Origin of the sequence: Pseudomonas sp. SIMBA_068 (genome assembly GCF_046534705.1) — a bacterium.
GTDB lineage: Bacteria > Pseudomonadota > Gammaproteobacteria > Pseudomonadales > Pseudomonadaceae > Aquipseudomonas > Aquipseudomonas putida.
In genome coordinates this window covers 1-228 of record NZ_JAWRYI010001934.1, presented here as the reverse complement: position 1 = coordinate 228, position 228 = coordinate 1, and the positions used below count along the sequence as shown (strand labels likewise).

The window sequence follows — 228 nt, the reverse complement described above, 5'->3', positions numbered from 1 at the left end:
ATGCGCCAGGGCTTGCAGCGGCTGTCGAGCATGATGCTGGACGTTATCGGCCTGCGCATTCAGCATCGGCAGGTCAATGCGCTGTTTTATCAGTCTCAGCCGCTCATCGAACTGCGCCCGCAAAGCAATGGCTTGGACTATATCCTGCAGGCAGAAAACAGAGACAAATGGGTGCGCGAGCTGCTTCAAAAACTGAATGCTGAGGCGGTCGACAGCTATCAGATGCAA

General features: G+C 54.8%; 1 protein-coding gene. It reads left to right on the top strand.

The genetic code is table 11. The annotated features are described in order from the left end of the window. Nucleotides 1–228: hypothetical protein (locus tag SB756_RS36535; RefSeq protein ID WP_410914149.1), on the top strand; the 228-nt coding region annotated here is incomplete at both ends.